General features: G+C 67.2%; 15 protein-coding genes, 2 tRNA genes and 1 pseudogene. 3 read left to right on the forward strand and 15 right to left on the reverse strand.

What is annotated here, in order from left to right:
• Positions 1 to 57: 57 nt before the first annotated feature.
• Together poxB and JSY14_RS07370 are read right to left on the reverse strand one after the other, a co-directional pair.
• Positions 58 to 1,791 (reverse strand): annotated as a pseudogene (gene poxB, locus JSY14_RS07365) (ubiquinone-dependent pyruvate dehydrogenase).
• Between the two features lie 121 nt (positions 1,792 to 1,912).
• Positions 1,913 to 2,434 carry a ferritin gene (locus JSY14_RS07370; RefSeq protein ID WP_259558115.1) on the reverse strand — a complete coding sequence of 174 codons (522 nt, stop codon included), beginning with the start codon at positions 2,432 to 2,434 and terminating at the stop codon, positions 1,913 to 1,915.
• Between the two features lie 322 nt (positions 2,435 to 2,756).
• Here JSY14_RS07370 and JSY14_RS07375 point away from each other — a divergent pair, with 322 nt between their 5' ends.
• The gene (locus JSY14_RS07375; protein ID WP_259558116.1) at positions 2,757 to 3,815 is read left to right on the forward strand and encodes a DUF4352 domain-containing protein; all 1,059 of its coding nucleotides are present in this window, start codon (positions 2,757 to 2,759) and stop codon (positions 3,813 to 3,815) included.
• Between the two features lie 755 nt (positions 3,816 to 4,570).
• Here the strand turns inward: JSY14_RS07375 and JSY14_RS07380 are convergent.
• The 4 genes from JSY14_RS07380 to JSY14_RS07395 all read right to left on the reverse strand — a co-directional run bounded on the left by JSY14_RS07380 (position 4,571) and on the right by JSY14_RS07395 (position 7,518).
• Complete coding sequence (locus tag JSY14_RS07380) at positions 4,571 to 5,350, reverse strand: hypothetical protein (protein ID WP_259558117.1); 780 nt, start codon at positions 5,348 to 5,350, stop codon at positions 4,571 to 4,573.
• An 83-nt stretch (positions 5,351 to 5,433) separates the two neighbouring features.
• The gene (locus JSY14_RS07385) at positions 5,434 to 6,495 is read right to left on the reverse strand and encodes a hypothetical protein (protein ID WP_259558118.1); all 1,062 of its coding nucleotides are present in this window, start codon (positions 6,493 to 6,495) and stop codon (positions 5,434 to 5,436) included.
• 550 nt (positions 6,496 to 7,045) lie between these two features.
• Positions 7,046 to 7,306: a hypothetical protein gene (locus tag JSY14_RS07390; protein ID WP_259558119.1), complete on the reverse strand. Its 261-nt coding sequence runs from the start codon at positions 7,304 to 7,306 to the stop codon at positions 7,046 to 7,048.
• 2 nt (positions 7,307 to 7,308) lie between these two features.
• Positions 7,309 to 7,518: a hypothetical protein gene (locus JSY14_RS07395; RefSeq protein WP_259558121.1), complete on the reverse strand. Its 210-nt coding sequence runs from the start codon at positions 7,516 to 7,518 to the stop codon at positions 7,309 to 7,311.
• Positions 7,519 to 7,707: 189 nt separating this feature from the next.
• Between JSY14_RS07395 and JSY14_RS07400 the strand changes: the two genes are divergently transcribed.
• Positions 7,708 to 8,790: an ImmA/IrrE family metallo-endopeptidase gene (locus JSY14_RS07400; protein ID WP_259558122.1), complete on the forward strand. Its 1,083-nt coding sequence runs from the start codon at positions 7,708 to 7,710 to the stop codon at positions 8,788 to 8,790.
• Positions 8,791 to 9,404: 614 nt separating this feature from the next.
• Entirely contained in the window at positions 9,405 to 9,881 is a 477-nt protein-coding gene (locus tag JSY14_RS12555) for a DUF1643 domain-containing protein (RefSeq protein ID WP_432803653.1), read from the forward strand.
• On the opposite strand, the gene JSY14_RS07405 is transcribed toward JSY14_RS12555, so the two are convergent.
• The 9 genes from JSY14_RS07405 to gyrB form a co-directional block, all read right to left on the reverse strand.
• A complete protein-coding gene (locus tag JSY14_RS07405) occupies positions 9,853 to 10,581 on the reverse strand; it encodes a DUF8453 domain-containing protein (RefSeq protein ID WP_259558123.1) in 729 nt (242 codons plus the stop codon). The two genes, JSY14_RS12555 and JSY14_RS07405, sit on opposite strands and share 29 nt — an antisense overlap.
• 1 nt (position 10,582) lies before the next feature.
• A complete protein-coding gene (locus tag JSY14_RS07410) occupies positions 10,583 to 13,168 on the reverse strand; it encodes a DEAD/DEAH box helicase (RefSeq protein ID WP_259558124.1) in 2,586 nt (861 codons plus the stop codon).
• Positions 13,165 to 15,306, reverse strand: a complete 2,142-nt coding sequence (locus tag JSY14_RS07415; RefSeq protein ID WP_259558125.1) for a site-specific DNA-methyltransferase — start codon at positions 15,304 to 15,306, stop codon at positions 13,165 to 13,167. The genes JSY14_RS07410 and JSY14_RS07415 overlap by 4 nt, the downstream gene beginning before the upstream one ends.
• Before the next feature lie 591 nt (positions 15,307 to 15,897).
• Positions 15,898 to 15,973 (reverse strand) — tRNA-Ala (locus tag JSY14_RS07420).
• Positions 15,974 to 16,031: 58 nt separating this feature from the next.
• Positions 16,032 to 16,211 (reverse strand): DLW-39 family protein, encoded by a 180-nt coding sequence (locus JSY14_RS07425; protein ID WP_259558126.1) that lies wholly within the window; start codon positions 16,209 to 16,211, stop codon positions 16,032 to 16,034.
• A 21-nt stretch (positions 16,212 to 16,232) separates the two neighbouring features.
• Positions 16,233 to 16,306, reverse strand: a tRNA-Ile gene (locus tag JSY14_RS07430).
• A gap of 194 nt (positions 16,307 to 16,500) precedes the next feature.
• The gene (locus tag JSY14_RS07435) at positions 16,501 to 17,064 is read right to left on the reverse strand and encodes a DUF3566 domain-containing protein (protein ID WP_259558128.1); all 564 of its coding nucleotides are present in this window, start codon (positions 17,062 to 17,064) and stop codon (positions 16,501 to 16,503) included.
• A 3-nt stretch (positions 17,065 to 17,067) separates the two neighbouring features.
• Positions 17,068 to 19,848: a DNA gyrase subunit A gene (gene gyrA / locus JSY14_RS07440; RefSeq protein WP_259558129.1), complete on the reverse strand. Its 2,781-nt coding sequence runs from the start codon at positions 19,846 to 19,848 to the stop codon at positions 17,068 to 17,070.
• A gap of 106 nt (positions 19,849 to 19,954) precedes the next feature.
• The gene (gyrB, locus tag JSY14_RS07445) at positions 19,955 to 22,099 is read right to left on the reverse strand and encodes a DNA topoisomerase (ATP-hydrolyzing) subunit B (RefSeq protein ID WP_432803621.1); all 2,145 of its coding nucleotides are present in this window, start codon (positions 22,097 to 22,099) and stop codon (positions 19,955 to 19,957) included.
• Positions 22,100 to 22,377 lie beyond the last annotated feature (278 nt).

The following is a 22,377-nucleotide window of genomic DNA, read 5'->3' on the forward strand; positions in this document are numbered from 1 at the left end:
CGAGGGCGCGAGACAGGGGCCGGGGGGTGGCGCCACGCCGTCCCCCGGCCCGCCCTCTCAGTCCAGCAGCCGCCGCAGCAGGTTCGTCTCGGCCAGGTCCAGCAGCTCCCCGCCCCGCCCCGACATCACGGTGCGCAGCGCGTACAGGGTGAAGCCCTTGGCCTGCTCGGCGGTGATCGTCGGCGGGATCGACAGCTCCTGCCGCGCCGTGACCACATCCACCAGCGCCGGCCCGGGGTGGGCGAAGGCCTCCGCCAGCGCGCCCGGCAGGTCGTCGGGCTGCTCCACCCGCCAGCTCCGGATCCCCGCGCCCTGCGCGAGCTGCGCGAAGTCGGGGTTCGTCAGCTCGGTGCCGTAGTTGACGTACCCGGCGGCCTTCATCTCCAGCTCCACGAAGTTCAGCGAGGAGTTGTTGAACACCACCAGCTTCACCGGCAGCTCCAGCTGGGTGAGCGTCAACAGCTCGCCCAGCAGCATCGCCAGACCCCCGTCACCGCACAGGGCGATCACCTGCCGGTCGGGGAACGCCGACTGGGCCCCGATCGCATGCGGCAGAGCATTGGCCATCGTCCCGTGGTTGAAGGAACCGATGAGCCGCCGCTGCGGGGTCATCTCGAGGTAGCGGGCGGCCCACACCACCGGGGAGCCGACGTCGGGGATCATCACCGCGTCGTCGTCGGCGAGCTCGCTGATCAGCTTCGCCAGGTACTGCGGGTGGATGGGCGTGCGGTTGTGGTCGTTGGTGGCGAGCTCGTCGAGGTCCTTGCGGGCGCGGCGGTAGTGCTTCAGCGCGTCCTTCAGGTGCTTGGAGGAGCGCCCGGCATCGATCAGCGGCAGCAGCGCCGCGGCGGTGTCCTTGACGGTGCCGACGAGCCCCAGGTCGAGGTGGGTGCGGCGGCCGAGGTGTTCGCCGCGCACGTCGACCTGGATGATCCGTGCCTTCGACGGGTAGAACTGCCGGTACGGGAAGTCGGAGCCGAGCACCAGCAGCGCGTCGGCCTTCTCCATCGCCCGGTACCCGGAGGAGAAGCCGAGCAGGCCGGTCATCCCGACGTCGTACGGGTTGTCGTACTCGAGGAACTCCTTGCCGCGCAGGGCGTGGACGATCGGCGCCTGCAGTGCCTCGGCGAGGGCCAGGACCTCCTCGCGGGCACCCTCGGTGCCGGCGCCGCCGAGGATCGTCACGGCGGAGGCGTCGTTGAGGATCTGCGCGGCCAGCGCCAGTTCCCCGTCGGCGGGGCGGATGATCCGATCCGGGCGACGGATCGGCGCGGAGCGCGGGGTGTCCGGGGCGTCCTGGAGGAACGCCTCGCCGGGCACCACTACGACGGCGGCGCCGCGCCGCTCCAGGGCGGTGCGCATGGCGGTCTCCAGCACGTACGGCAGCTGCTCGGGGTAGCTGACCAGCTCGGTGTAGACCGCGGCCTCGCGGAACATGTCCTGCGGGTGGGTCTCCTGGAAGTAGGTGCCGCCGATCTCGGCGCCGGGGATCTGCGCGGCGATGTCGAGCACGGGTGCGCCGCTGCGGGTGGCATCGAACAGGCCGTTGATCAGGTGGAGGTTGCCGGGCCCGCAGCTGCCGACGCACACGGCGAGTTCCCCGGTGAGGGTGGCTTCGGCGGTGGCGGCGAAGGCGGCGGCCTCCTCGTGGCGCACGTGCTACCAGGAGATGGTGCCGCGGCGACGCAGGGCGTCGGTCAGGCCGTTGAGGGAGTCCCCGGGCAGGCCGTAGACGCGCTGGACACCGGCGTCCTCGAGGGTGGAGACGAACAGGTCGGCGACGGTGGGCATGGGGCTCCTCCCGGGGTCGGAGTGCGGACGGGTGGAGAGGGCTGGCCGGGGCGTGCTGCGGCACGACGGGGGCCGGGCCCGGTGATCTCCGGACGCGCGGCCCCCGTCGGCGCAAGCCGGGTCAGTCCTCGGTGTTCTCGGTGCCGGCGGGAACGCGGCTGCCGAGCTCGGCATCCAGGCGCAGCAGACCGGAGCCGTCGTCACCGATGAGGCGGATGCGGCCGATGATCTCGGAGACCGTGGCCTCCTCCTCGATCTGCTCGTCGAGGAACCAGTTCAGGAGCGGGCGGGAGTCGAGGTCGCCAGCCTGCTCCGCCGCGCGGTACAGGTTGCGGATCGCCTCAGAGACCTTCTGCTCGTGGGCGAGGGCCGCCTCGAAGATCTGCAGGGGCGACAGGCCCGTGGGGACATCCGGCTTCTCGATGGTGCCGATGCGGGCCTCACCGTCGCGGTCCACCACGTGGTCGATGAACTTGTTGGCGTGGACGATCTCCTCGTCGGCCTGGGCGCGCAGCCACTGGGCCATGCCGGAGAGGTCCTGCTGGTCGGCCTCGATCGCCAGCTGGCGGTACGTGATCGACGCGGCGAACTCGAGGGTGATCTGGTCGTTGAACGCGGCCTGAAGGGTGTCGTTGAGCTTCATGCCTCGACTGTAGGCCCCGAGGCTGGGCGGGAGCGCAATGCGGGGGTGAGGGCGGGAAGAGAGGTCGGGGGCGACCACAGGACCGGCCACGACGCCCCTTGACCAGGTGTTTCGGACCTTCCGGACACCTCGAGGTTCTGTTAGGGAAAGACTAGGATGGAAGTCCCGACGCCGGTCATCGCGGTTTGTCTCTCACATTCCTGGAGCCTTCATGTCCTCACCCACCCCTCCGCCTTCCGGCGATCACTCCGGTTTCTCCCCGAACGCAGATTCCGCCGGTGGCGGCTGGGCGCCGAAGCCCCCGCAGCCGGGTGAGCAGTCGGTGTCCGGGTCTGTCTCCTCCGCGCCGTCCGCCAACGGCGCGCCGTCCGAGCAGTCCCCCTACGGCCAGCAGTCCCCGTACGGCCAGTCACCCGCCTACGGGTCGGCGCCCTCCGCGAACACCGCGCCCTACGGCCAGCAGGGACAGTACGAGCAGCAGTCCCCCTACGGCCAGCAGTCGCCGTACGGGCAGTCTCCCGCGTACGGGTCGGCGCCCTCCGCGAACTCCGCGCCTTCCGGCGTGCAGGGGCAGTACGGCCAGCAGTCGCCCTACGGTCAGCAGTCCCCGTACGGGGCGCCGCAGCAGGGGGCATGGCAGGGTGCCGCCGGTCAGGCCGCGTACGGAACCGGTCAGCCAGGTTACGGTGCGCCAGATTCCTCCCAGCCGGGTACGGGCCCCGCTGGTCAGGGGAGCATCGCGGCCACCCCGCCCAAAAAGAAGCGCAACCCGCTGTGGTGGATCCTCGGCGGCTGTTGCCTGTCGCTGGTGCTGTTGTTCCTTCTCGGAAGCTGCGCAGCGCTCCTCAGCGGCGGATCGGACGACAGCGAGTCGGTGACGGGGACCTCCACGACCTCGTCGGCGCCCAGTGCCACCCCGTCCGAGTCCCCGTCACCGAGCAGCTCGGCCAGCGCCACTCCGTCGGCGTCCTCTCCCGCGGCGAGCGCTCCGGTGGACCTCGCCACCAACGAGAAGTTCACTCTGACCATCACCGACGTGTCGCGAACCAAAGTCCTCCAGGACAGCGTTTTCGAGGCCACCGCCCAGGGTGAGTTCGTGCTGGTCGAGGTGCAGGTGTCGAATACCGGTGCCGAAGCGCTCGAACTGTTCAGCTCCTCTTTCACCTTGGTCGACACCGAGGGGCGCGAGTTCTCCGACAGCTCCGACGGCGCCCTCGCGGTGTCGGAGCCCGACCCGATCATCATGGAGACCGTGAATCCGGGTTCCACCCTGACGGGGGTCGTGGTGTTCGACGTCCCCGAGGGGACGCGCTTCACCAAGCTCGTCCTTGAGGAGAGCCTGTTCGGCGGCGAGATCGCTGAGGCTGCCGTCAACGGGTGACCGACGGGTGGCCGGGCAGGCCGTGGGGCCTCCGCCGGTGGTGTGCGGGGAACCGCCAGTGGTGGCGTCGGGCGCCCCGGGAATCTGCCGCACGGCGTCCTCTGGCCGGCCGGTCAGCTCGAGCGGTTCGAGGTCGGCGGCAGGTCGGAAGCCCTCCGGCAGCTGTCCCGTCTCCGCCAACATCCCGAGGATGCCCTCCGCGATCTGTCGCGCCCGCCGGTGGCTGAAAACGTAGTACGCCCGGGGGTGGAGGGCCTGGCGGTTGGGGCTCCGACCAGGCAGGACGCTCGCACCATCCGGCCCCCGCAGCGCCACCGCGGGCACCCCGTACGTCGCGGGCATCACCAGCATCATCCCCGGCCTCACCGGGAACCCGAGCTCACGAGCCGCCTTCACGCCGCTATCGACCACGCACACCGTCGCCGGATCGATCTCGTCAGCCCGCAGCACGAACGTCGGCAGCAGCACCGACCGCCCGAGGAACCAGCTCAGCACCACCCCGTGCTCAAACACCACCAGACGCGGCATGGTGAAGAACAGATACAACGGGACCACGACGGCAGCGCTGAACAGCAGGGCCGCGAGCGCCCATCCCCAGTTGTGTTGGGAGTTCAGCGTCAGGGAGACCTCGAGGATCAGCGTCAGGGCCACCCAGAACGCCAGCGGTCCCCAGCCCCACTGCAACCGCCAGGACCGTACCGGCCGTCCCACGAGGCCGTGGTGGCGGCGCAGCACCGGCCGGGCGCGCAGGGGGATCATTCCGGAGCCGCCCCGACCAGGAGTTCCTCGAGCAACCCGTCGACGTGCTCTGGGGAGACGGGGATGATCGTCACCTCGGCTCCGTCGGGAGAGGGCCGACCGACGAGCACGCGGGTGTCCGCGAGGAGCGGGCCGAGCTCCGGGTCCGTCTCGACCTGTGCGGTGCTCACCGTGCGGGCTGCGCCATCGGCGCCGCCGACCTGGTTCTGGTCCACGAGGTGATGTGCCCGCGGCGCCGCGTACTCCTGCGGCATCACGGTGAAGAAGTGCAGACCGTCGGCCGTGACCTCCTCCTCGAGCATCACTCCGCCGTCCTGGGGGTAGTAGTAGAGGCGATGGGTCTGGCCCTCGACGCGGCGTTCGAACCACGTCACTGACGCGGTCCACCGGCGCAGGGTCAAGACTCCCGTGAGCGTCGGGGACGGGACCATCGACAGCAGGTTGTCCTCCCGCAGGGGGCGACCCTCGGCGTCTGCCGCCTCCACCTCGGAGGCGATGTCCCGGCGCGCAGCGAGGATCCTCAGCACGGTGCGCGTGAGCAGCTGGCGCTCAGCCGGATCTGGAACGGTGCTCTCCAGGAACGGCATCGCGGCGAACTGTTCACGCTCCGGCCCGTCCAGCGCGAGGATCTCCTCGTCGCTGAGCACAGCCACCAGGGCTGGTTGCGTACTGCCCTCGACGAGCACACCCATGGCGCAATCGAGTGCACGGGGGTCGAGGTCGACATCCCTGGGGGCTGCCGACGCCGCATCCTCGGAAGAGGAATGGTCACTCATGCACGGTCTCCTTCTGCTCTGCCCGAGCGGGGGCTGGCTGGCGCCGGTGGGCTCATGCCTCCTGTGACCGCGAAGGCGGCCGTTCACCCGAAGAGGCTACCGAGCCTCTTCCTGGCTGCGCCGCCGAGATCTTTCAGGGCCTCGCCCACCTGGGCGACACCCTCACCCACCTTGTGCGCGGCGTCGGACACGGCGTGGTCCACCGACTTCGCCAGGTCGAAGTTCTCGTTACCCATGAGGTGCTTGCCAATGAAGTTCCCGGCGTACTTGCCGACATCCATCGCCACACTGCTTCCCGCGAGGACGACGCCGACAGCCGCCGCCGGCGGGAACGCAAGACCGGCCAACATCAGGGCACCACCTGCCACGGCCAGGCCACCCGAGACCTTGTCGTATCCGGTGTCTGCTGTGGCGATCTGTATCCCGCCGGCCACGATGTCGAGCCCGGGCAGGAACTTGCCCATCTTGATGCCCGCCGAGCCGAGGCCCTTGAGAGCGTCGGGCCCGATCTTCTCCGCCAGAGTGCCGAGGAGTTTCTCGCTGTTGTAGAGCTGACTGGGGAGCCGGTCCACCACCCCGCCGAGCTTCTCCCACGCCTTCGACGGAATCAGCGCCTTGGCCTGCCCCAGAGCGGAGTCGGCCATCCCGGGGACCTGGTCGAGGAGGCGCGAGAGCATCCCCGTCGATTTGCTGGTGAGCTTCCCGTAGCTGTCGGAGGCGATCAGCTGGTCGAGGCCCTTGACATGCTGGGCCCAGTCCACGGCCCGAGCGAAATCGTCGATCCGTGCCGCTTCCGCGGTCGCCATCATGCTCCGCCGCAGATCCATCAGCTCTTTGAAACGGGTGAGGTCCTCGACCATGGTCCCCGGTCCCCGCAGCATCGAGCGGAGGTGACGCAGATCGGTGATCCCGTCCACGGCCTTCCCCGTCGCCGAGAGCAGACCGGGGATCTTCCACCCCAGGATCCAGGCGTCCTTGACCATGCCCCAAGGGAACGATCCTGCGCCGCCGGGTCCAGATGCACCGGTCCCACCGCCGGGCGCCTGCGCCGGCGTGCCGACGCCGCCGTTGACCGCCGAGACGCCGTCCTGCTCCTCCGCCTGCAGAGTGAGCGCTCCACCGGCGGCCTCTATCCGTTGCGTCATCCCGTCGACACGGGAGCGCAGACCATCCCAGGACGTGCGGAGGGCCTCGGCATCCGACCCCTTGCCACAGAGAGACGTCCCGGATCCGCACATCCGGGCGGGACACCGCGGTGGTCAACCTGTCGGCGGACACCCGGAAGCTGTCGGCCAGGGAGCGCAGCTGCTCGGTGTCCGCGCCGTAGAAGCCCGTCATCGCTGCTCTCCTCACCGTGTCGGCCCGGGTCACGCAGTCGTGACCTGACGGTTCCCGTCCGACCCTAGGTCACAGCACGCCCGACGACGATGGGGAGAAGTCCCCATAGGGCCCGGGAGGTAGCCGACGACGACCTCGACATCCCCCTCCTGAACGACTGAGCCCCTGACCCATCATCCCAGGTCAGGGGCTGTGAGTGGTGAGTATCCCACAGAATCCCGGGTCAGGGGCGATGCGGGAGGCCCACTGGGGTTCCGTACGCCGTGAGTCACGGTTTCCGTACAGGGGCACAAGGCGGGCGAGACCAGAGTGGGGAATGAGAAGGTCTTGCCCCTCATGCCCCACCGTGGGGATCGGCTACTTCAGCCGCATCTCGATGCGAGTGCCTTCGCTGATGAGAGTCGCGTACTCGGTCAACTCGGGATCGGAGATCGACCCACCCACCCGGGACCACTCGCGCCGCAGAATGGGCTTGATCTCAGAGACGGGCCGACCCTTGTAGCGACGTCCGAGCGAGTCGAACATCGTCTGGTAGTCGTTGGCGATGTCCTTCATCGCGGGCCGGATGGCCTTCTCCAGTTCCTTCTCCCAGCCGGGAGTCATCTTGAAGGTGCTCATCGTCACACCCGCTGACTGATCGTCGTGTCGGGGTGGCGCTGAGCGGTGGACTCCTTGACGAACCGTCCCGTGATCGTGGAACGGTTGACCGTGGTCTTGTTGGACGTGCCCCGACCCACGGTCTCGGTCGAGGTCGTCTTGGGGCTGCGGCGTGCTGTCGACGCCTTCACGAAGCGGCCCGTGCGGGCGCTTCGACTCACAGTGCGTGCCATTGTGACTCGCTCCAATCTGGGCATGACCCAGTTGCGAGCACTGCGCAGGGAGCGACTAGAGTTGGTGTCCTAGTTGCCCGACTAGACGCCAGCCCCGAACGCTCCGCCCCGGAGTGTCCGGGGCTTCGCTCTGAGACTCAGCATACCTGGATCTTGGGAAAATCCCAAGAGTGCCATAGGATGGCAAACATGAACCCCAGCATTGGCGAGCGGGTGCTCGGGGCGCTCCCCGTAGGCACCCCCCAGAAGGAGATCGCCCGTCAGGTCGGCATGACCGAGGACGCCTTCTCGCGCGCGCTGCGCGGGCAGCGGGGCTTCTCGGCCTTGGAACTGGCACGACTGGCGGAGGTCTTGAACCAGGACATCCACCTGCTCATCACGGGCGAGCCCGATCCGAACCGTCTTGTGGTGTCGGGACGCCACAACTTCGACAGGGAGACTTGGAGCCGCAGCATCGACGGGGAGCAAGGGGACAAGGCCATCCTGTCTGACGTGCTGCTCGCCTACCGTCAGGCGGAGGCGGTCCGCCCGCTGGAGCCCAGCCGCATCCCTCGTGACCTGCCCCAGGCGCGGGAGACTCTTGGAACCGGCTTCGTCCCCGAGTTCATCGACCGCCTTGCCGCTCTGGAGATCGACACTGTGCGGCTGTCGGGGCTTAGTACCGCCTACTCTCTGCATGTCGGAGCCCGGGCCGTGATGGTTATCCCTGAGACGGGAAACTGGTTCAAGGAGAACTTTGACCTGGCCCATGAGTTGGCCCACCTGGTCCTGGGGCACGAAGGCGTGTTGGCGTCCATGGAGCGTGAAGTGAGCCGGGAGGAGGCTGCTGCGAACAGGTTCGCCGCAGAGTTGCTTCTCCCCGAAGAGGAGATGCGAGCACTGGACTGGTCGACCGTCTCTCCTGAAGACCTTGCGGCGCTGATCTGGAGTTGGGGCGTGTCGACTCACACCGTGAAGGTTCGCTTGAACAGTCTCGGCATTCGGGTATCGCCTGACACGCACTCGCTCTTGGACCTGACCACGCAGGGGCTGCTGCGGCGGCACTGGAAGCACGACGGTCTGGGTGACCCGATCACCGAACGGATGACCCTGGCAAGCGCTCGGCGTTTCCCTGCCTGGCTCACCGAGACGCACGTGGAAGGCGTGACTCAGGGGCGCATTCAGAAGGGCACGCTCGCGTGGATGCTGGGAGTCGACCCGGAAACCTTGGAGGTGGACGAGCCGCCAGCGCCGACCATGAGTGACTCCGACCTGATGTCCCTGCTCGGATAGCCTGTCGAGGTGCAGGCCGACGAGACTCCAAGGCTGGTGTTTCCGGACACCACTGTGCTGGTCAACTTCACCCTCGTGGACGAGATGTCGCTCTTGGCACTTCTTGTCGGGGAGAACGGTTGTTGGTGTGGCACGGTCGCTAGCGAATGTGACGATCAGGCTTCGAAGCAAGGTTTGCCCCGCATGCGCGAGGCGCACCAAGTCTTCGGGGAACCTCTCCGGATGCAAACCCAACGGGAGTTTGTAGATTTCCACCTAAATCAAGACTTTTTCAGGCAGGCATCTAGCAACCCCGTGGCTACGCACGCTGGGGAATCTGAGACTTTAGCGATTATCTCCGCGCGACGCATCAAGTCACTGGTGGTATCAGATGACGGGGCCGTTCCCCTTCGACTGGCGAACTTGGAATTGCACCCCACAGTTCAAGCAACTACCTCATGGCATTTCTTCCGGGTGGCCTATTGGAAGGGTCACATCAGTGAGGCGAGGTTCTGGGAGATTCGGGGGGTCCTGTTGGAGCACCAACGAGGATGCCCGGACGACGTTCGCGATCCGGCTAAGTTCACTGTGTGGATTACTCGTCCGTCATGAGTTAGACAGGAAGTACCTCCTTACTGCTCGTCATCGGGAGCAATCCGCCCTCGCAGACCTCGGGGGCGAGAACCTCGGCCCGGGTCGAGATGGCTCGGGAGGTGCTGGGGTTCGAGAGCGTCAGGTTGGCCAACCTCTTCGCCCTGCCCTCCTACCGCTCGGGTGGACTCAGCGAACTCGGGGCGACGCCGGAAGGGTGGCTGGCGGCACGGGTCGAGATGGAGGAGGCGTTGAGTGAAGCCAGCGCGGTGCTGCTGGCCTACGGCATCGGAGAGCCCACTGGCTCAGCCCGAGCGCACTTCCGCGAGCAGGTGGCCTGGCTCAACGAGCAGATCGACCAACGAGACCTCCCGACGTGGTGGGTCGGTGGGGCTCCTCGACACCCGTCTCGGTGGCAGCGGTACACGTGGCGGGCGTACCCAAATGCCTCCTTCACTGAGGCTCTAGGCACGGCCCTTTCACTGATGTCACCTACTGATCCTCCACCTGCGCGCCCTTGATGTGGCCGTGGGGTCCTGGGGCACCATCCATCTTGGCGTTGACCAGCCTTGACAGGCTGGGACGAGAATCCTTGTCCGCGCGGCTGAGCACGTTGCTGATCTTGGCCATGTCCTGCTTCATGTCGCGGAGGGCCCGTGCTACGTGATGGATGTTGTACACGTCCGGCTGCATGGCACCACCCATGGCATTGAGATCAACGACGCCTGAGTCGCGGTGGTCGCGCTTACCCTTCTTCGATGGGTGCCTAACCTCGTCGTACTCAACGGTGTAGTCATGGGCCATCGGCAGGTCGTCCCGCCCGGAGTTGAGGCGATCTTCCATCGAGTCGTAGAACGTCCTCAACTCCTGCCCAGGGGCCAGCATCGGGATCACCTCGCTGAGCCACTTCACCTCGGTTATGGGAGCCCCTGGAGTCTCCTTTGTGCGTTGTGGTTCGGGGGTCAGCATCACCTTGACGTTGTACGCCGGTCGCTGCCCGATGTTCCTGATCACCAGGTCTAAGACACGCCAACCGATGGGGGACGACTCAGCGGTGACAATGACGTAGGGCCGCGAAGCCTCACGCTGACTGGCGCGCGCGATCTGGACTTGCTTGCGGGCATACAGCGCTGCCGCGATGGCTACAAGGAGGAGACCTGAGGTCAGCAAGGTGTAGTAGGCAGTCCACCCCGTGGACGAGAGGCCCCAGAACGTCTCCATGTCAGTACCTCCTCGCCAGCGCCGACTCGTACAGCGCCTTGGCGTCAGTGGCGTCCCGCACGGCCTGTCGGACGTGGTGCTTGGTGAGGTCGAGGACCTTCAGCACCCCTCCGGTCTCGGCCACGGATTCGATGCGGCGGAACTCGGAGCCGTACGTCTCTGCGAAGTCGGCTAGGCCGCGCAACTTGGGTAGGGCGTCGGAGAAGTGGTGGCCGTGGGGGTCCACGAGGTCGACCACGATCTTTCCGTCGTGCTGGGAGCCGAAGAAGATGAAGTCCGGGCGCATCGCTTTCCACTCACCTGTGCCGTCCTTGTAGGCGATGGCCAGGGACTCCTTGGTGGCACGGGCCGGGTTGCGGTACCACGCCTTGAAGCCCGGCTGCTTGGCCTCGGAGTCGAGCACCTTGCGCTCCCACTCGTTGAGGTCAACCGGGGTGTTGCCCTCAGGGTCGGCCAGCAGGTGATGGGCGCGCTGGGGCAGGTCGTGCTCGGTTCCGTCCTTCTCCCGGGCCTTGCGGTCAGCCTGGCCCACCTTGGGCGCGGTGAGGGAGATGCGTTCGGGCTGGGTGGACATGCCTTCGATGCGGTCGTACTCCACCTGCCGTTCGTCGGGGAGTCCCTTGCGGGCGACCCGGGTGTCCGTCAGCCACTGACGGGCCAGCGCGTCGGCTTCGGCTTCGATGGCGGTGACGATCTCGGGGACTCGTCCGAGGGAGGCGACGATGATGTTGGCCTCCAGCAGGTCGAGGTCTTCCTCGTCCGGGCCGACGAGGTGGTTCACGTAGGCCCCGGCGAGACCCTTGGAGAGCAGGCGGGCCGCGTACTGATAGGCGTCTTCAATGGCTCGGGTGTCGGCGGCCATGTCAAATGCTTCGTAGGAGAAGCCTTCCTTGCCGAGCCGGCCGCGGGCTTCCTCCGCCGACATCATGAGGACGTCCTGGCGGGCCTTGGCGACCTTCTCCTTGTACTGGACGGCCCTCCCGTCCAGCGCTTCGCAGAGAGTCTTCTCGGCCTTTGCCACCGCGTTCTCGACCAGCCCATCCTTGGAAAGAGCCACGGCCAAGGCGTCGAGGCGCTTGATCGGTTTGACGTTTTTCTTCGGAATCGTGACCGAAGGGAGGACCTCGAACAGATCCCAGACTTCCTTGGGGACGTCCGGGTTCGGCTCCAGCCGTACCGGGTCGAACAGCACACGACGCGCCTTCTGGGTCTCCTCCTCCCCGTCGCCCTGGTCGGAGTCGTCCACCGCCGTCTTGCCCTTCATCAGCATCTGGGCGATGGCCGTGGAGGTCTTGCGGTCGAAATGGGGCAGAAGGCAGTCCACCGAGTTCAGCACCTCGTTGCCCGGGATGCGTCGCGCCAGCGGGGTGCGCATCATCCGCCCGAGCAACTGGTGGATGTAGGTCGAGTCGCTGCGGGGCCGGAACGACACCAACACCTCGGCCCGCGGGCAGTCCCATCCCGTCGAGATCGCCTCCATCGCCAGCAGGACACGTACGTGCTTGGCGTCCTGCACCCGCTGCGGAGCGATGTAGGGGATGACCTGCTGACCCACGCTGAAGTCGGTGTGCGTGCCGAACACATGCGCCACCGCGTCCGAGGACAGATCGGGCCACTCGTCGTAGATCGCGTCCAACACCCGGGCCAGGTCGGCCTCGTTCGGCCTGTCGGCCACCTGCACCACCAGCAGCGGCACCACCGGGTCCGACTCCTCCTGCTCGACCGCATAAGCAGCCCATGCCGCCGACGACTCCCGCACCTTCTGCACCGCCCGCCGCAACAGGGTCGTGTCGAACGAGCCCTCCTCGGTCGGGATCGTCAGCACGATGTCGTCCTTCAACAACCCCGACGCCTGCACCAACGCCGCGTCCACCTCCACGGGAGGCAACCCGGTGCGGTTGGTGGCTTTCTTCATGGCTTGGGTGAAGCGGTCCACCGTCGCCGAGATACCGAACACCACCGGCATCGGCGGAGCCCCCGACCCTCCGTTGATCAGGCGCTGGACGATGGTCTCTCGGTCCTTGCCCGCCTTCATGCCCCGGTGGGCCTCATCGAGCACGAAGTACAGCGTCCGGCCCTCGGCCTCGACGGTGTTGCGGATCACGTCATAGATCGTCTGCTGCACCATGTCTGGCGCCGGCTTAAACAGCCTCGGCTCGTTCGGGTTATCAGGCTCCGCCCCGCGCACCAGCCGTCCACCCTCACGCAACTTCTGGGCGTTGAGGAAGTAGACCATCCCCGGGGCGAACGTGGCCTGGGAGAAAGTGTTCTCGATCACCCGCAGCCGGGAGTCTAACTCCGACGCCGCCGCCTGAATCCGTGCCCGGGACTGCTCGTTCAGCGACGGGTCGTCGGAGAACCACAGCACCGTCGCGCCGGGGTCGGCCTCAAAGTCGAACTCGTCCGACCCGAAGAACAGCGCCTCGATCACCGCCGCCGCCATCACCGTCTTGCCCGCACCCGTCGTCGCCGCAAGCGAGAACTGCGACAGAGACCCGTAGCGGTGGAACAAGTCCCGCGCCTGCGTCAGCCGATTCAGAACGTCCGCGACGGCCTCAGCCTGGTAGTGCTTCAGCGTGTACCTCATGCCCCAGCCCTCCGGTTGATCGCGAAGTTGTGCAGGTACGACTCGTACAGCCTGACCGCCGTGACCCGCTCCGGCAGGTCCCGGCAAGCGTTCTGGAAGGCAGCGTCAGAGTCCGTCACCACGAAGACCGTCTCCACCGTCTCGACCTGTTCGATGCTCTCCAGGAAGTCCGGCATGTTGTCGATCTTCTCCACCACGCCGTATCCCTCGGCCACGTCCCAGCCGCGCTCGCCCAGGTCGGTGATGACCCGGCCTCGTGCCCCGGCCTTCAGCCACAACATCGGCGCGATCCGCTCGAACGCGCGGTGGTGCCGCACCGACAGCGGGTCCTCGTACGTCAGCGTTAAGAACGCGGCGTTCTCCTCGAAACCGTCCGACATCGGGAACTCGTCGGTGAACTTGTAGTCACCCTTGACCGGCGTCCCCTCAGGAGTCTTGCCCGTGATCGCCGCCGTGATACGCGGCTTGGTGATGTAGTCGCAGATGCCCAACGCTTCCCAATCGGCGTCGCCCGGACGCAGCCCCTGCTTGCGCAGCGCCTGCTGCTCCTCGGCACTCACCTCGTTGTTCGTCACCGAGATGCACTGACGGCGACCGCCGTCCTGCCTGTTCAGCCGCATGAGGGCATGCGCTGTGGTGCCGGAGCCGGAGAAGAAGTCGAGTACGACGGCATAAGGCTTGTCCTTGACAAAGAACCGGAGTGCATCTTCAACGGCATACAAGGACTTGGGGAATGGGAACTTGCGGTCCGGCATGAAGTTGAGCAACAGTCGGGTCCCATACTGAGTTGCGTCGTGCGACCCGATCCTCCACTGAGTGCCCGGAACGGTGTTTCTCTCGGCCAGTGCCAGCGTCGATGTTTCGACGGAGCCGTCGCTCCTCCTCCCGATCACCGTGTATACCCCCGCCTCGATCTTGGCTCTCTCACCTTCGGCCAGGTAGTAGATCGGGGTTGTTTCGCCCTTCACCGTTCCGATTCGGATGCAGCCAGCCTCTAGCACTTTTCGCACGGTCGCTGGTTTCAGCCGCCAGCGGCCCTCGGTTCCGTTCTGGCGGATGGGCCAGACTGCGAAAGTCCCCTCGGGAGCCACGGTGGCGTGCCGATCAGCGCCTACCCCGATTGGCTCACCAACGCTGTGGATGCTCTTGCCATCCAAGTTGATGAAGAACGGGTAGAAGGTTTCAGGGTGACCGGCTCTAGTCGGGCTTGATCCCGACTTGCGCAACAAGTCCCAACGAATCTCCCCCTTGTGAGTTCGGCCCGCAGTCGTGACCCACTCGCCAGGGAGAGGCAGGGGGCGAGCCCCCGCAGTTCCTTGCATGACGAAGAAGTAATACTCGTCTGACCTACCGAAGTAACCAGCGCGCGCTACAGCGGCGGGGTTGATCAGTGTGCTTACCATCTGGATTCGTGCAGCGGGAAAAGTCTGCTCCAGGAGCAGAGCAAGGCGAGCGTACTCCTTCTCGTCAATCGTGACGATGAGAACTGAATCGTCCGGGTTCAGCAACTCCTTTGCAATCTCCAGCCGTCGCTCCATGAAGGCGAGCCACTTGGAGTGCCGGTAGTCGTCGTCACTCGCCACGTAATCGTTGTTGTACTTCCAGTCCTTGGCTCCGGTGTTGTAGGGCGGGTCGATGTAGATGGCGTCGACCTTGCCCCGATGGGTGTAGGTCAGCATCTCCAGAGCGTGGTAGTTTTCCGCGTTGATGACCGTGTGGAAGGGCTTGTCCGGCCCACCGCGCTCGACCCGTCCCGTCTCCACGAGACCGGGGAAGATGCGGTCCTTGAACTCGGCCACGACCACGAGGTCGTCGCAGAGCACGACCTGCTTCTCGGGTTCCTCTGCGTCGATCTCGACCAGATGGGCCACCCGCTGACCGTCGACGCGCTCGATCCGCTCCACGAGCCACAGCCGCTGGTCACCCTTCGCGGTCTCGCCTCGGGGTGGGAGCACGCGCACCTTGTCGCCGCGTCGGATCGAGCGTCCGGGCAACTCCACCGCCTCGGGCTGGTGACGCTCGAAGACCAGGCCGAACTGCCGCCTCTTCAGCAGAGCCGACACTTCGGCTTCGAGATCGGCTCCCAGTTGCGGATCAGCCTTGCGCGCCTGGCGCAGCAGTTCAGTCAGACGTGACACGGAAGGGTCTCCTTCGGGGGACTTGCACAGAGCGGCCATGCTCTCGAAAGTCATCGTATTCGGGAGGTATGACAGACCTGGAGGGAGCGCGCCGACACGGTGGCGGGCCGGCCACCCATCTCTCCCACTTCGTCGTCATCACGGACCTTCGATGAACCGACCGAAGGAACGACCCGGCTGCGTCTGACGGACCTCCGCCTTGGATGGCTTCTGCAGTTCCCTACGCGCCGAGTACTGCTCGCGGCAGACCTGCACCGACAGCGTGCCTTCCGCCGACCGCCCCGGACGTAGCCACCGCCGCCCAAGACCGGCCAGTTCACGACCTCGAGTGTGACGACGAAGCGGATAGCGGAGCCCCCGAGGAAGAAGAGCGTCAACCGGAGGACCAAAGACCATGACCCCTGCCCAAAAATCCCCGGGAAGGGGTCATTGTCGTTCTTGCGGGTGACCTGTGGGCCGAGCCCGGGGTTGCAGGTGGCACCCAGCGCTCGAACCGGAGCCTGACATTTCGTCAAACCGCGTCAACGGGGTCAACCGGCCCCTGACCAGGGCATTTCCTGGAGAAGATGGTGTCATCGACTGAGCCACGTGTGGTGGAGCCTACGGGACTCGAACCCGTAACCCCCTGCTTGCAAAGCAGGTGCGCTACCAATTGCGCCAAGGCCCCTGGGTGCGCCGCTCGGCGGCACGGGGGAGGATCCCGAGGGGGTCGGGATCCGGAGTGGTCAGGAGGTGGGGGTCCGCTCGGTGCTGGCGGTGAGAGTGCGCTCGGCGGCGGTGGCGTCGGCCCGTTCGGCCTCGGCCCACAGATCGTTCTCCAGCCGGGACTTCTCCACGGTGCGCCACACGGCGAGTCCACCGAGCGTCGAACCGGCAACCACCAGGGCGATCCTCAGGAGCTTCATCAGATCCTCCGATCCACGGGGTGGGCCTAACTGGACTTGAACCAGTGACCTCTGTCTTATCAGGACAGCGCTCTAACCGACTGAGCTATAGGCCCGAGGGCGGTGCATCCACGACCAGTTCGGTGCCCCAGGGGGTCCTCCGAAACACTGTGGCGTCGTACTACCGACCGACGACTCTACCGTCCCGCCTGGTCGGACGTCCAACCCGGGCGGGGCAGTGTTCGCGAGGTCACAGGACCGGGAGGTGGCGGCCCGGTCCTCGGCCCTCACTCGGCCCAGGCCCCGCCCGTCACTCGTCCGTGAAGGTGAGCTTCAGGCCGCCCAGCAGGGACGCCACGATGTTGTACAGGAACGCGAGCAGGGTGCCGAGCGCGGTGAGCAGCACGATGTTCGCGACCGCCACCACGGTGCCGTAGCTGAGGAACTTCGAGAAGGAGAAGTACTCCATGAACGGCAGCGGCCGGCCGCCGTTGAGGTCGCGGCCCAGCTGGTCCATCTGATCCCACAGACCGATCGCGTCGACGATGTTCCACAGCAGTGCCACCGCCACCACGGTCGCCAGACCGATGCCGATCGCGATGAGGAAGCTCAGCTTCATCACCGAGAACGGATCGAGCCGAGCCAGGGTGAGGCGCACGCGCCGCGGCCCGCGGGACGCGGTTCCGGCGGTGCTCGATGCCGCAGCCCCGGCGGTGCTCGATGCCGTAGCCCCGGCCGAGGTCCCGGCGACCCGCACCGGGGCGCGCTCCGCCCCGGGATCGGCCGGCAGGGCCTCCGTGCGGGGCTCACCGGCGGCGGTGTTCCCGGTGCCGTCAGGGCCGGGACCCACGGTGCCGTTCACGCTGGGGGCCACGGGTCACTCCTCGCTCGGCGCGCCGTCCTCCGGCGCGTCGCTGCTCTCGTCGATCGTCAGGTCATCCTCGTCGGACGAGCCTAGGGCATCGTCCTCAGCGTCTGCCGACGACCCGGCCGACACCTGCCCGACGGCCTCATCGGTGGCGTCGGTGTCGTCCTCCTCGGCCTGCTCCTCGACGTCCTCCTCGCTCTCGGCGGAGGCCGTCACCAGCACGATCCGGTCGCCCTTGTCGGGCTTGGCGAACACCACGCCCATGGTGGTGCGGCCCTTCGCGGGCACCTCCGCCACCCTGGAGCGCACGACCTTGCCCCGCTCCATCACGACCAGCAGCTCGGCGCTCTCCTCGACCACGGCGGCACCCACCAGGTGGCCGCGGTCGTCGGGCAGCTTCGCCACCCGGATGCCGAGGCCGCCACGGCCCTGCACCCGGTACTCGTCGATCGGCGAGCGCTTGGCGAACCCGCCGTCGGTCACCGTCACCACGTAGGTGTCGGGCCGCACCACGTCCATTGCCAGCAGCTGATCATCGCCGCGGAACTTCATGCCGGTCACGCCGCTGGTGGCGCGGCCCATGGGGCGCAGCACGTCATCGGCGGCGGGGAACCTCACCGACTGCCCGTTGCGGGAGACCAGCAGCAGGTGGTCGTCGGAGTTCACGATCCGCGCGGCCACCAGCTCGTCGGTGACCACACCGTTCTCGTCGCCGTCGATCTCGCGCAGGTTCACGGCGATGATGCCGCCGGCGCGGTTGGAGTCGAAGGCGCTCAGCGCCGTCTTCTTCACCAGGCCGCTCTTGGTGGCGAGCACCAGGTACTCGGCGTCGTCGTAGCTGCTGATGGCGAGCACCGAGGCGATCCGCTCCTCGGGCTGGAACGCCAGCATGTTCGCCACGTGCTGGCCCTTCGCGTCGCGCGGTGCCTCCGGCAGCTCGTAGGCCTTCGCCCGGTACACGCGACCCAGGTTGGTGAAGAACAGCAGCCACTGGTGGGTGGTGGTGGTGAAGAAGTGCTCCACCACGTCGTCGGTGCGCAGGCTCGCCCCGCGCACACCCTTCCCGCCGCGCTTCTGCGCCCGGTACTGGTCGGTGCGGGTGCGCTTGGCGTACCCGCCGCGGGTGATGGTGACGACCACATCCTCCTCGGGGATGAGGTCCTCCATCGACATGTCGCCGTCGTGCGGCAGGATCCGGGTGCGGCGCTCGTCGCCGTACTTCTCGACGATCTCCGCGAGCTCCTCGGAGACGATCTCCCGCTGCCGCTGCTCGGAGGCCAGGATCGCCTGGTACTCCTCGATCAGGGCCGCGAGGCGATCGTGCTCCTCGATGATCTTCTGCCGTTCCAGGGCCGCCAGGCGGCGCAGCTGCATCGCGAGGATCGCATTGGCCTGCACCTCGTCGATGTCCAGCAGCTGCATCAGGCCGTCGCGGGCCTGGTCGGCGTCCGGGGAGCGGCGGATCAGTGCGATGACCTCATCCAGCGCGTCGAGCGCCTTGAGGTAGCCGCGGTAGACGTGGATCTGCTCCTCGGCCTTGCGCAGGCGGAAGCGGGTGCGACGCACGATCACGTCGATCTGGTGCTTCGTCCACTCCCGCACGAACACGTCGATCGAGAGGGTGCGCGGCACCCCACCGACCAGCGCGAGCATGTTGGCGGAGAAGTTCTCCTGCAGCTGGGTGTGCTTGTACAGGTTGTTCAGCACGACCTTCGCAACGGCGTCGCGCTTGAGCACCAGCACCAGGCGCTGGCCGGTCCGCCCGGAGGTCTCATCACGGATGTCGGCGATGCCCTGCAGCTTCCCGAGCGTCACCTGCTCGGCGATCTTCCGGGCCAGCGAATCGGGGTTCACCTGGTACGGCAGCTCGGTGACGACCAGGCACATGCGGCCGTCGATCTCCTCGGTGGAGACCACCGCCCGCTGGGTGATGGATCCGCGGCCGGTGCGGTAGGCGTCCTCGATGCCCTTGGTGCCGAGGATCGTCGCGCCGGTCGGGAAGTCGGGGCCCTTGATGCGCGCCAGGCACGCCTCCAGCAGCTCCTCCTTGGTGGCCTCCGGGTTCGTCAGCAGCCACTGCACGGCATCGGCCACCTCCCGCAGGTTGTGCGGGGGGATGTTCGTGGCCATACCGACGGCGATCCCGGCGGAGCCGTTGACCAGCAGGTTCGGGAAACGCGACGGCAGGATCTCGGGCTCCTGCAGGGTGCCGTCGTAGTTGTCGCGCATGTCGACGGTGTCCTGGTCGATGTCGCGCACCAGCTCCATCGCCAGCGGCGCCATCTTGCACTCGGTGTATCGGGGGGCGGCGGCGCCGTCATCTCCGGCGGACCCGAAGTTCCCCTGACCCAGGATCAGCGGATAGCGCATCGACCACGGCTGAACCAGACGCACCATGGCGTCGTAGATCGCGGAGTCGCCGTGCGGGTGGTACCCACCCATCACATCGCCGACGACCTTGGCGCACTTGGAGAAGGAGCGGTCGGGCCGATAGCCGCCGTCGTACATCACGTAGACGATGCGGCGGTGCACGGGCTTGAGTCCGTCGCGAACATCGGGCAGGGCGCGGTCCACGATCACGCTCATGGCGTAGTCGAGGAACGACTTCTGCATCTCCTGGTTGAGATCCACCGGCAGCACGTGGTCGCCCTCGTCGACGGCATCGACCAGGGTCACCAGCGGGTCGTGGCCGTCGGCCGTGGGGTGGTGGCCCTCGGTGAAGGGGTCGGCGTGGTCAGGGGTGCCGGTGGGGTCGACGCTCTCGTCGCCGGAGCCGGGGGTCTCGCTCATGTGGATGCCTCTTTCGCGAGCAGGTCAGGTCGGTGGGTCGTCGGCGGCGCGGTGCTCCGCGCCCGCGGTCGGCGCGCCCATGCGGGGCGGTGCCGACCGGCAGCGGTCAGATGTCGAGGAAGCGCACGTCCTTGGCGTTCTCCTGGATGAAGCGGCGGCGGGATTCGACGTCATCACCCATGAGCACGGAGAAGATGGCGTCGGCGTCGGCGGCCTCATCCACCGTCACCTGCTTCAGGGTGCGCACCGCGCGGTCCATGGTGGTGGACTGCAGTTCCCGCCAGTCCATCTCGCCCAGACCCTTGTAGCGCTGGATGCCGTTGTCCTTGGGGATGCGCTTGCCGGCCGCGCGACCCTCCGCCAGGTGCTGGTCGCGCTCCTCGTCGCTGAACACGTACTCATGCGGAGCGTTCGACCACTTCAGCCGGTACAGCGGCGGCATGGCGATGAACACGTGGCCCAGTTCGATCAGCGGCCGCATGTAGCGGAACAGCAGCGTCAACAGCAGGGTGCAGATGTGCTGGCCGTCGACGTCGGCGTCGGCCATGAGGATGATCTTGTGATAGCGCAGCTTCTGCGCGTCGAAGTCCTCCCCGATGCCGGTGCCGAAGGCGGTGATCAGCGAGCGGACCTCGGCGTTGTCCAAGGCCCGATCCAGCCGCGCCTTCTCCACGTTCAGGATCTTGCCGCGGATCGGGAGGATCGCCTGGGTCTTCGGGTCGCGGCCCTGCACCGCGGAGCCACCGGCGGAGTCACCCTCCACGATGAAGATCTCCGACTCAGCGGGGTTGCGGGACTGGCAGTCCTTCAACTTGCCGGGCATCCCGCCGGTCTCCAGCGGGGACTTGCGGCGGGTGGCGTCGCGGGCCTTGCGGGCAGCCTCCCGGGCCGCCGCCGCGCTCTGCGACTTCTTCACGATGTCGCGGGCCTCGGAGGGGTGCGCGTCGAACCAGTCGGCGAGCTTCTCCGTCATCACCTTCGAGACGAAGGTGCGGGCGATGGTGTTGCCGAGCTTCGTCTTGGTCTGGCCCTCGAACTGCGGCTCACCGAGCTTCACCGACACCACCGCGGTGAGGCCCTCGCGGATGTCCTCACCGGTGAGATTCGCGTCCTTGTCCTTCATCAGGCCCTGGGCGCGCCCGTACCGGTTCACCACCCCGGTGAGGGCACTGCGGAAGCCCTCCTCGTGGGTGCCGCCCTCATGGGTGTTGATGGTGTTGGCGTAGGTGTGGACCGACTCGGAGTACGAGGTGGTCCACTGCATCGCGATCTCGACGCTGATCAGGGGGTCCTGGTTCTCCGCCTCGATGCCGATGATCTCCGGGTGGATCACCTCGGCCCGCTTGGTGCCGTTGAGGTACTCGACGTAGTCCTGCAGGCCCCGCTTGTACAGGTAGGTGACAGTGCGGGGCTTCCGGGGCGAGGCCTCGACCTCACCCTCCGCCTCACTCCCGTCGGTGGCGGGGGCGGCGACATCGTCAAGGGGTTCGTCCTCGTGATGCTCGACCCGCTCGTCGGTGAGCGTGATCTGCAGGCCCTTGTTGAGGAAGGCCATCTGCTGGAAGCGCTTGCGGAGGGTCTCGAAGTCGTAGACCGTCGTCTCGAAGATCTCCGGATCCGCCCAGAAGGTGACGGTGGTGCCGGTCTCCGAGGTCTCCTCGCCCTTCTCCAGCGGCGCCTCCGGCACCCCGCGGCGGTAGGCCTGCCGCCACACGTGGCCGTCGCGGCGCACCTCCACCTCGAGCCGCGTCGACAGGGCGTTCACCACCGAGGAGCCCACGCCGTGCAGACCACCGGAGACGGCGTACCCGCCACCGCCGAACTTGCCGCCGGCGTGCAGCACGGTGAGCACCAGCTCCACGGCCGGCTTCTTCTCGGTGGGGTGCATCTCCACGGGGATGCCGCGGGCGTGGTCCACCACGCGGATGCCGTTGTCCTCGAGGATCGTCACCTCGATGGAGTCGCCGTGACCGGCCAGAGCCTCATCCACGGAGTTGTCGACGATCTCGTACACCAGGTGGTGCAGACCGCGTTCCCCGGTGGAGCCGATGTACATGCCGGGTCGCTTGCGCACCGCCTCCAGACCCTCCAGGACGGTGATGTCGGAGGCGTCGTAGTGCTTGGCCAGCAGGTTCTCGTCGTGATCCTCGGCGACGGCGTTGTTCGGGACGTCGCTGGGGAGGTCGGGGGCCGTGCCCTCGGCGGGGGTGGGGGTGTCTGCCGGCTCCGGGCTCTGCGCGCTGTCGCTCACGAAGGAATCCGCTCCTCAGGTGCTGCGGGCCTCGGCGGCGGGATCCGGCCGAGGTGGCCCCGGGAGCGGCGCGCGCGCTGCAGGCCACGGGAGGGCAGGTGGATCACGGCCGTTTCGGCTGGTCACAGCGCTCGAGTGGCGCTCCGCCCCATGCTGGCTCGACAGCTGCGGCGCACCGCGGCCGAGACCTCTAGATTCTACCGGAGGCGGGCGGTGTTTTCATGTTCAGCGCCGATACGACCAGGGACAAACCACGCCGAGATGCCCCTGTGCGCTCC

The sequence above is a fragment of the Brachybacterium sillae genome (assembly GCF_025028335.1).
GTDB classification, from domain to species: domain Bacteria; phylum Actinomycetota; class Actinomycetes; order Actinomycetales; family Dermabacteraceae; genus Brachybacterium; species Brachybacterium sillae.

What these genes read in the sequence shown, in the direction of transcription:
- JSY14_RS07370 (WP_259558115.1), bottom strand. Translation starts at nt 2,434, where the DNA reads ATGAAGCTCAACGACACCCTTCAGGCCGCGTTCAACGACCAGATCACC.
- JSY14_RS07395 (WP_259558121.1), bottom strand. Translation starts at nt 7,518, where the DNA reads ATGGCACGCACTGTGAGTCGAAGCGCCCGCACGGGCCGCTTCGTGAAG.
- gyrA (WP_259558129.1), bottom strand. Translation starts at nt 19,848, where the DNA reads ATGAGCGAGACCCCCGGCTCCGGCGACGAGAGCGTCGACCCCACCGGC.
- JSY14_RS07385 (WP_259558118.1), bottom strand. Translation starts at nt 6,495, where the DNA reads ATGACGCAACGGATAGAGGCCGCCGGTGGAGCGCTCACTCTGCAGGCG.
- JSY14_RS07400 (WP_259558122.1), top strand. Translation starts at nt 7,708, where the DNA reads ATGAACCCCAGCATTGGCGAGCGGGTGCTCGGGGCGCTCCCCGTAGGC.
- JSY14_RS07405 (WP_259558123.1), bottom strand. Translation starts at nt 10,581, where the DNA reads ATGGAGACGTTCTGGGGCCTCTCGTCCACGGGGTGGACTGCCTACTAC.
- JSY14_RS07425 (WP_259558126.1), bottom strand. Translation starts at nt 16,211, where the DNA reads ATGAAGCTCCTGAGGATCGCCCTGGTGGTTGCCGGTTCGACGCTCGGT.
- JSY14_RS07410 (WP_259558124.1), bottom strand. Translation starts at nt 13,168, where the DNA reads ATGAGGTACACGCTGAAGCACTACCAGGCTGAGGCCGTCGCGGACGTT.
- JSY14_RS07390 (WP_259558119.1), bottom strand. Translation starts at nt 7,306, where the DNA reads ATGAGCACCTTCAAGATGACTCCCGGCTGGGAGAAGGAACTGGAGAAG.
- JSY14_RS07380 (WP_259558117.1), bottom strand. Translation starts at nt 5,350, where the DNA reads ATGAGTGACCATTCCTCTTCCGAGGATGCGGCGTCGGCAGCCCCCAGG.